The following is an 8,479-nucleotide window of genomic DNA, read 5'->3' as shown; positions in this document are numbered from 1 at the left end:
CGAATTCTAACGAATTACCGATTTCTGTCCCACTCTCTTTTTTTCAATTCAATTATTGAATAGCTTGAACCAAGTCTTCAGCTTGTTGTTTTAGTGAAGTAGCAACACTGTCTTCAAGAACTAATTTACCATCTCCCCAAGCAGAATCATTGATACGAGCTGCAGTGAATTCACCTACAACTTGTGTACGGATGAATGGCAAGAGGTCTTTGTAGATTGCAAAGAGTTGTTCATGACCTGCATTTGCTACTGAAGACACAGTAACGATTTTATCTTGAAGGGCAGATGGACCACGAGTTTCAGATAAGTCAAGAGCGCGTGAAAGCCAGTCAAGCAAGTTTTTAACTGTTCCAGGAATTGAGAAGTTGTAGACTGGAGAGAAAATCCAGATAGCATCAGCAGCCAGAACAGCTTCACGAGCTGCTACTACAGCTGGAAGAGTTGGAACTTCAAGTTCTTGGTTAAAAAGTGGGATTGCTGAGTAGTCAAGGTAGCTAACCTCAGCTTTACCTGCAAGAGCTTTTTCGGCTTCTAGCGCCATTTGGTGGTTGAAGGAACCTTCACGAAGTGAACCAACGATAAATAATACTTTTTTAGACATAGGGAGTCTCCTTTATATTTTAATCAGAGCTTTCTCTGTTGTTGCAAGCAATGTTACAACAAAACGAAATTATTTGCAAGAAATTTGCCCAGAAAATAAAATCGATGATAGTCAAGATTATTTTTAGGAGTAGAGATTAGGAAAAGTCTGTGAAATCAATGATTCAAGCGTCATATATTCCTGTCATAAGAGAAGTTCCGAGACAAATCCCCCTCCTTTATTCACTTGTAATTCACTTGGATAGATGGTAAAATAGACGAGTGAAAATGAGACAGAAAAAAGAAAAAAATTTCTTATTATTTCAGTACGGTATTGGTATGACCCTGCTGGCTCTAGTTGTGACCTCTTCCTTTCTCTATTTGGTGTGGCTTAGCATGAAGCCTTATCAGACAGCGAAGGTAGAAGGGGAAAAACTTACCAAGCAGTATGCGAATCTAGAAACGGTCAGTCAGGTTGATTTCTTCAATGGTTTAGAGAGCTATTATAGTGTCCTTGGCCAAGACAAGAATCAAAAGCCAGTAGCTGTTTTAATTGAGAAAAATAGTCAAAAAATCTATGTGTATCAACTAGAAAGTGGCACTTCACAAGAAAAAGCAGAAGCAGTTGTCAGAGAAAAAGGAGCAACTGAGATTGACACGATTACCTTTGGACGGTATGCTGATAAACCCGTCTGGGAAATCAAGTCTGGTGGAGACTACTATCTAGTGGATTTTGAAACTGGTGCCCTAATCGAAAAGGAGAAGCTATGAAATTATCTAAACGTGTCTTAGAAATGGAAGAAAGCGTCACTCTGGCTAGTGATGCAAGAGCAAAGAAATTAAAGGCTGAAGGAAAAGATGTTCTTTTCTTAACTTTAGGTCAGCCCGATTTTCATACTCCTGAAAATATTCAAGATGCTGCTGTTGCAGCCATTCGAGATGGACGTGCTTCTTTCTATACGGTAGCTTCAGGTTTGCCTGAGTTAAAAGCAGCGGTCAATACCTATTTTGAGCGTTATTATGGTTATTCCGTAGCGGCTAACGAAGTCACTTTTGCTACAGGTGCCAAGTTTTCCCTTTATACTTTCTTTATGGCTGTGGTTAATCCTGGAGATGAGGTTATTATTCCAACACCTTACTGGGTTAGTTATGGGGATCAGGTTAAGATGGCAGAAGGTGTTCCAGTATTTGTCCAAGCCAAAGAAGACAATCACTTTAAAGTAACTGTGGAGCAATTAGAAGCAGCTCGCACAGATAAGACCAAGGTTTTGGTTCTTAACTCACCATCTAATCCGACTGGGATGATTTATTCTCGTGAGGAACTCTTGGCCATTGGAAATTGGGCTGTTGAACACGATATTCTCATCCTAGCAGATGATATTTATGGTCGTTTGGTCTATAACGGAAATGAACTCGTCCCAATCTCTAGTCTATCAGAAGCCATTCGCAACCAAACCATTGTCATTAACGGGGTATCAAAAGCCTACGCAATGACAGGTTGGCGTGTAGGTTATGCAGTGGGTGATCCAGAAATCATTGCTGCTATGAGTAAACTAACAGGTCAAACGACTTCAAACCTGACTGCGGTATCTCAATACGCAACAATCGAAGCCTTAACTGGTCCACAAGACTCCGTAGAAACCATGCGTCAGGCTTTCGAGGAACGTCTCAATACCATTTATCCTCTCTTGTGCCAAGTCCCTGGCTTTGAAGTAGTCAAACCACAAGGAGCTTTCTATCTCTTTCCTAATGTCAAAAAAGCTATGGAGATGAAAGGTTATAGCGATGTAACAGCATTTACAACGGCTATCCTTGAGGAAGTTGGTCTGGCCTTGATTACAGGAGCCGGATTTGGAGCACCAGAAAATGTTCGTCTCAGCTACGCAACAGACTTGGAAACTCTAAAAGAAGCCATTCGTCGTTTGCACCAATTTATGGAAAAATAAGAAGTTAAACCTCCGTCCTTTTGGCGGAGGTTTTTGTAGCTAAAAACTTATGAATTTCTGTCAAACTAGCTAGCTATCAGCCATTATTTGTGGTACAATAATGAGTAATAATGTCTTTGGACAAGTTAAACGAAAAAAGGAAGATAAATGATGACAAAACGTGTAACAATTATCGAAGTAAAAGATTACGTTGGTCAAGAAGTCACTATCGGTGCTTGGGTTGCCAACAAATCAGGAAAAGGGAAAATTGCTTTCTTGCAATTGCGTGATGGAACAGCCTTTTTCCAAGGTGTAGCTTTTAAACCAAACTTTATCGAAAAATTTGGAGAAGAAGTAGGTCTTGAAAAATTTGACACCATCAAACGTCTAAGTCAAGAAACATCTGTTTTCGTGACAGGGATTGTTAAAGAAGACGAGCGTTCTAAATTTGGTTACGAGTTGGATATTACAGACATCGAAGTTATCGGTGAATCTCAAGATTACCCAATCACTCCAAAAGAACATGGAACAGACTTCTTGATGGACAACCGTCACTTGTGGCTTCGTTCACGCAAACAAGTAGCTGTCATGCAAATCCGTAATGCTATCATCTATGCGACTTATGAGTTCTTTGATAAAAATGGCTTCATGAAGTTTGATAGCCCAATTCTTTCAGGAAATGCTGCAGAAGATTCTACAGAACTTTTTGAAACAGACTACTTCGGAACACCAGCATACTTGAGTCAATCTGGTCAACTTTACCTTGAAGCTGGTGCTATGGCTCTTGGTCGTGTCTTTGACTTTGGTCCAGTATTCCGTGCTGAAAAATCAAAAACTCGCCGTCACTTGACTGAATTCTGGATGATGGATGCAGAGTATTCATACTTGACACATGATGAGTCACTTGACTTGCAAGAAGCTTATGTTAAAGCTTTGCTTCAAGGTGTTCTTGACCGTGCGCCTCAAGCCTTGGAAACATTGGAGCGTGATACAGAACTCTTGAAACGCTATATTGCAGAGCCATTCAAACGCATCACTTACGATCAAGCCATTGACCTCTTGCAAGAGCATGAAAATGATGAAGATGCAGACTACGAACATCTCGAGCATGGTGATGACTTTGGTTCACCACACGAAACATGGATTTCAAACCACTTTGGTGTACCAACCTTCGTGATTAACTACCCAGCAGACATCAAGGCCTTCTACATGAAACCAGTTCCTGGTAACCCAGATCGCGTACTTTGTGCAGACTTGCTCGCACCAGAAGGTTACGGAGAAATCATCGGTGGTTCAATGCGTGAGGAAGACTACGACGCCCTTGTAGCTAAGATGGAATCACTAGGTATGGATCGTACAGAGTATGAATTCTACCTTGATCTTCGTAAATACGGTACAGTCCCACACGGTGGATTTGGTATTGGTATCGAGCGTATGGTGACCTTCGCAGCTGGTACAAAACACATCCGTGAAGCTATTCCATTCCCACGTATGTTGCACCGTATTAAACCTTAATAACTATAAAAAATAACTATAAAAACGCCGTCTGGCGTTTTTACTTTAAATGAAAGAGGTGGAGAAAATGTAGGCAACTCTAAGTAAGTCTTTTAGAAAAACTCATATTACATATTGAAAGAGAGAAAACGATGTTTAAAAGAACTTACAAACGCAATATTCCACTCCTAGCAGGTCTGGAATTCACTTCTTATTTTGGAATCACCAGTTTTTGGATTTTATTTTTCATTCAAAATGGTCTTTCCTTACTTCAAATCGGTCTACTAGAAAGTATCTTTCACGGTACTAGTCTCTTGTGTGAAATCCCGTCTGGTATGTTGGCCGATCGATTTAGCTACAAGACCAATCTCTATTTGGCTCGCTTGGCCAGTATTGTGTCCTCTATCTTGATTTTGTTTGGTCAGGGGAATTTTTGGATTTATGCTTTTGCTATGATGGTCAATGCTTGGTCTTATAATTTTGATTCGGGGACCAGTACCGCTTTCTTATATGATTCTGCGGTAGAAGCGGGTCAAAAGGACCGATATCTTCAGATTTCTAGTTTTTTGTCTGGTGTGGCAGAAGTCACCCGAACCTTAGGTACAGTTGTGGCAGGCTTCTTTATTCACGGAGCATTGGCTTGGACCTATCTGATTGCTATAGGATTTTCATTTCTTTCTATAATCTTGATTTATTTTATGAAAGAACCAATGGCTAAGAGAGAAAAAAATGAAGGCTTAACCTTTAAAACGATTGTCTTGCAAGTTCGAAAAGAATGGCAGGAAAAACCTGTCCTCTTTTACTGGATGATGACTTATCAGCTAGTCGGAACACTCATGTGCATGTTTTACTTTTACTATCAGCAGAAAATAAGTGACTTAGCAGGATGGCAGGTTTCGCTGGTCATGCTGATTGGTAGTGGCTTAAATCTTATAGCAGTTTATGTAGCTAGTCAAATTGGAAAAAAATGGAATAGCAATCGAGTTTTTCCGACTCTTGTTGCACTAACGGGCTTGGCCTTACTATTGGTATTTTCTGGAACTCCCTTTGCTTTTCTTCTCGTCTATCTTTTAACTGATACACTCTATGCAGTTTATCAGCCGATCTATTTCAATGACTTACAAGGCTATTTACCGTCCAGTGTTAGAGCAACTATGCTTAGTATCAATTCCATGCTCTTTAGTCTTTCTATGATTGTCATTTTCCCGTTGACAGGTTGGTTAATCGATCGTTGGGGTCTTATAGCTGTCTTTTTAGTTCTAGGTCTTATCTTGCTTTTAACCTGTCCTATCCTAATAATCAGTTTGACAAGGATGGGCAAGCTATTAGAGAAGGACTTAAAAACTGAGTAAAGCACGAAAACCTATTTGCCCAAAGGATCATCCTGTGGTACAATAGCAAGAGGAAAAGGAGAAGAGTATGATCGATGTAGAAGAAATTCTAAGTAAGATGAATCCCAATCAAAAGATCAACTATGACCGTGTCATGCAAAAGATGGTTCAAGTTTGGGAAAAAAATGAAGAGAGACCAACCATTCTCATGCACGTCTGTTGTGCTCCTTGTAGCACCTATACTTTAGAGTATTTGACCAAGTATGCAGATGTAACCATTTATTTTGCTAATTCAAATATCCATCCTAAAGCTGAGTATCACAAGCGTGCCTATGTGACAAAAAAGTTTGTCAGTGATTTCAATGAACGAACTGGCAATCATGTCCAATACCTAGAAGCACCCTATGAGCCCAACGAATACCGTCAGCTGGTCAGAGGTTTGGAAGAAGAACCTGAAGGTGGCGATCGCTGCAAGGTTTGTTTTGACTATCGTTTGGACAAGACAGCGCAAGTGGCTATGGACTTGGGCTTTGACTACTTTGGCTCAGCCCTAACCATCAGTCCCCATAAAAATTCACAAACCATCAATAGTATTGGGATTGATGTACAGAAAATCTACACCACTCATTATCTTCCAAGTGACTTTAAGAAAAATCAAGGTTACAAACGCTCTGTAGAAATGTGTGAAGAGTACGATATTTATCGCCAATGTTATTGTGGCTGTGTCTATGCCGCTCAAGCTCAAAATATTGACTTGGTACAGGTCAAGAAGGACGCAACAGCCTTTATGGTAGATAAGGATATCGAAAAAGACTATTCGCATATCAAGTTCACTGTTACGAAGTTAGATATATAGAAATCAACCCAGCTGAAAAGCTGGGTTTTTCAAATAAAAAAACCAGCTTTTCAGCTGGGTTTGACAACTTTACCGATTCTTTAGTTCTACGTAGCGTTTGTACCAAATGTTGACATAGGCTTCTGAGAAGGGGCCACGTTCATTGTTGATCCAATCAACAAGAATCTTGACATGCTCTTTCAAAATATAGTCTAAGTCAGAAGAATACTTCATTTTTCGCTTGTGTCGTTCATACTCCTCAACGTCCAAGAGGCGTTTTTCACCATCTGTAAAAACTTTAACATCCAAATCATAGTCAATGTATTTTAAAGCTTCTTCATCCAGATAGTAAGGACTTGCCATATTGCAGTAGTAGGAGATACCATTTTCACGAATCATAGCGATAATATTAAACCAATATTTCTTGTGAAAGTAAACAATAGCCGGTTCTCGAGTCACCCAACGACGACCGTCACTTTCGGTAACAAGTGTGTGGTCGTTGACGCCGATAATAGCGTTCTCTGTTGTTTTTAGTACCATGGTGTCTCGCCAAGTACGGTGGAGACTCCCATCATGCTTATAACTTTGAATTGTAATAAAGTCGCCTTCTTTTGGAAGTTTCATAACTAACCAACTTTCTACAATTTATAAGTTTATCGTTTACTATTGTATCACATTTTTGTTTAAAGTTCTTAGTTTTTTCATGAAAAAATTAAAGATATTCTCTGAGAGCGCTGGCTATATCCGAAAAATCATAACCTTTTCTAGCTAAAACTTGGGTCAAACGTTGTTTCAGTTCGTATCCTTCATACTTTCGTGAATATTTCCGATACTGCTTGTCTAACTCTTTAAAAATAAGTTCCTGAACGGTTTCTTCTTCGACCTGGCTGTCCAATTGGTCAAAGGCTGTTTTGGCTTCTGTGTAGGAAAATCCTTTATTGGTCAGGCTTTGGATAATCTTATCCTGTAGAGCACGGGTAGGTAATTTACCCTGGTATTTTTTCAGTAGTTTTTCAGCTGTGCGCTCTGCGACTTCCGTCATATCAAATTCTTGTAAGACTTCTTGGATAATGGATTTAGCAACGCCTTTTTGAGAAATCTTCTGCATCAGCATATAGCTTCCCTTATCTCCTGAAAGCTGATTGGAATTGATGATGGCATAAGCATATTGGCGATCATTGATCCAATTATCATCTTTTAAAGACTGGATAACTTTGGGGATGATGTTCTCATTAACTTCATGTTTGGCAAGATAATCTTTAACTTCTTTTTCAGTGCGAGCCTTGAAGGATAAGTGGTAGAGAGCTAGATTTTTACTGTAGGAAAATTGCGCAAAGGATTTAATCTCAGTTAGTTCTTCAGCTGAGATCTCTTTCCCTTTAGTCAACATAAAGCGAACAATGGTATCCTCTGTAATGTAGCAGGTTTGGTCCTTATCAAGTTCGAGCAGATAGAGTCTTTTTTTCTTTTCAAGTTTTGTGATTTTCATGGTTTACCTCTTATCCAAACGCTTCGAAGGCAGCAACGAGTCGAAGTTTGTTGCTATCAACCAGCTCCCTCCCGTAATAGTCGAGAAATAGTTCAGCATATTTGGGATCTTTTAAGTTGTAGTTGAGGGACCAAACTGCCCAAAAGAGATCGATATGCCGGTCACTAAAATCAGCCAAACCAAGATCAATAAAACAAGAGAAGTGGTCAGCATCTTTTAGAATAAAGTTTGGTAGACAGGCATCACCGTGAATAAAGGCATCTGTTTCTAAAAGGTGCCCTTGTTCTTGGATGAGTTGGAAGGCCTCTTCGCGACTGTTAATCTGGAATTGGGGTAGGAGCGCCTTGGCATAGAACTCCCCTTTTTCATAGTTTTTAAAGGCTCTTTCTTTATAGGCTTTTAAATGATTTTCTGATGGAAAATTTTGTGGGTTTAAGTTGTGAAGCTTTTTAAGAGCCTCTGCCATGGTTCGGCAGATTTTTTCTGGCTGGTCTAAAAAAGCGAGAGCATCATGACCAATAGCCTCTTTAGTCAGGAGGTAGTCTTTATCTGTTGATAGATAGTGGATGACTGGAGTTCCTATTCCCTCTTGTTCAAACCAACTCGCAATGCTCGCTTCTCGCTCTAATCTTCCCTTTTGATCAATTTTTAAATAGTAACCTGAATCAAGATAGAGAACTCTTGCGCCTGAATGAGAAGAGCTGTCAGATAGGTTTGCCCCCTCTATATAAGTTCGTAATTGCTCAGGAAAATCCAATGAGGAAAAAGATATCTTTGTATTCATGGTTTTATTGTAACATATTCTTAACCATTGAGAAACTACGTG

At 39.7% G+C, this 8,479-nt stretch carries 9 protein-coding genes; 5 read left to right on the top strand and 4 right to left on the bottom strand.

Features of this window, described 5'->3' with window-relative positions; translation table 11 throughout:
- Positions 1-52: 52 nt before the first annotated feature.
- The gene (locus ADH31_RS08955; RefSeq protein WP_049510268.1) at positions 53-601 is read right to left on the bottom strand and encodes an NADPH-dependent FMN reductase; all 549 of its coding nucleotides are present in this window, start codon (positions 599-601) and stop codon (positions 53-55) included.
- A 260-nt stretch (positions 602-861) separates the two neighbouring features.
- Here ADH31_RS08955 and ADH31_RS08950 point away from each other — a divergent pair, with 260 nt between their 5' ends.
- The 5 genes from ADH31_RS08950 to ADH31_RS08930 all read left to right on the top strand — a co-directional run bounded on the left by ADH31_RS08950 (position 862) and on the right by ADH31_RS08930 (position 6,185).
- Positions 862-1,350 (top strand): DUF5590 domain-containing protein, encoded by a 489-nt coding sequence (locus tag ADH31_RS08950; RefSeq protein ID WP_049510266.1) that lies wholly within the window; start codon positions 862-864, stop codon positions 1,348-1,350.
- Positions 1,347-2,525, top strand: a complete 1,179-nt coding sequence (locus ADH31_RS08945) for a pyridoxal phosphate-dependent aminotransferase (protein WP_049510265.1) — start codon at positions 1,347-1,349, stop codon at positions 2,523-2,525. The genes ADH31_RS08950 and ADH31_RS08945 overlap by 4 nt, the downstream gene beginning before the upstream one ends.
- Before the next feature lie 150 nt (positions 2,526-2,675).
- Entirely contained in the window at positions 2,676-4,019 is a 1,344-nt protein-coding gene (gene asnS / locus ADH31_RS08940) for an asparagine--tRNA ligase (protein WP_045763626.1), read from the top strand.
- 131 nt (positions 4,020-4,150) lie between these two features.
- Positions 4,151-5,350, top strand: coding sequence for an MFS transporter (locus ADH31_RS08935; RefSeq protein WP_049510264.1), 1,200 nt, complete (start codon positions 4,151-4,153; stop codon positions 5,348-5,350).
- A 67-nt stretch (positions 5,351-5,417) separates the two neighbouring features.
- Positions 5,418-6,185, top strand: coding sequence for an epoxyqueuosine reductase QueH (locus ADH31_RS08930; RefSeq protein WP_049504710.1), 768 nt, complete (start codon positions 5,418-5,420; stop codon positions 6,183-6,185).
- A gap of 69 nt (positions 6,186-6,254) precedes the next feature.
- On the opposite strand, the gene ADH31_RS08925 is transcribed toward ADH31_RS08930, so the two are convergent.
- From ADH31_RS08925 to ADH31_RS08915, 3 genes are all read right to left on the bottom strand, one after another.
- On the bottom strand, positions 6,255-6,788 hold the full coding sequence (locus ADH31_RS08925) for a nucleoside tri-diphosphate phosphatase (RefSeq protein ID WP_000775325.1): 534 nt from the start codon (positions 6,786-6,788) through the stop codon (positions 6,255-6,257).
- Positions 6,789-6,876: 88 nt separating this feature from the next.
- Positions 6,877-7,653 (bottom strand): recombination regulator RecX, encoded by a 777-nt coding sequence (gene recX / locus ADH31_RS08920; RefSeq protein WP_049510261.1) that lies wholly within the window; start codon positions 7,651-7,653, stop codon positions 6,877-6,879.
- 10 nt (positions 7,654-7,663) lie between these two features.
- Positions 7,664-8,437, bottom strand: coding sequence for an aminoglycoside 3'-phosphotransferase (locus ADH31_RS08915; RefSeq protein ID WP_049510260.1), 774 nt, complete (start codon positions 8,435-8,437; stop codon positions 7,664-7,666).
- Positions 8,438-8,479 lie beyond the last annotated feature (42 nt).

Source organism: Streptococcus pseudopneumoniae, assembly GCF_001072375.1.
Classification (GTDB): Bacteria; Bacillota; Bacilli; order Lactobacillales; family Streptococcaceae; genus Streptococcus; species Streptococcus pseudopneumoniae_L.
Note: the sequence above shows the minus strand (reverse complement) of the source record. Positions and strands in the feature narration are given on the sequence as shown.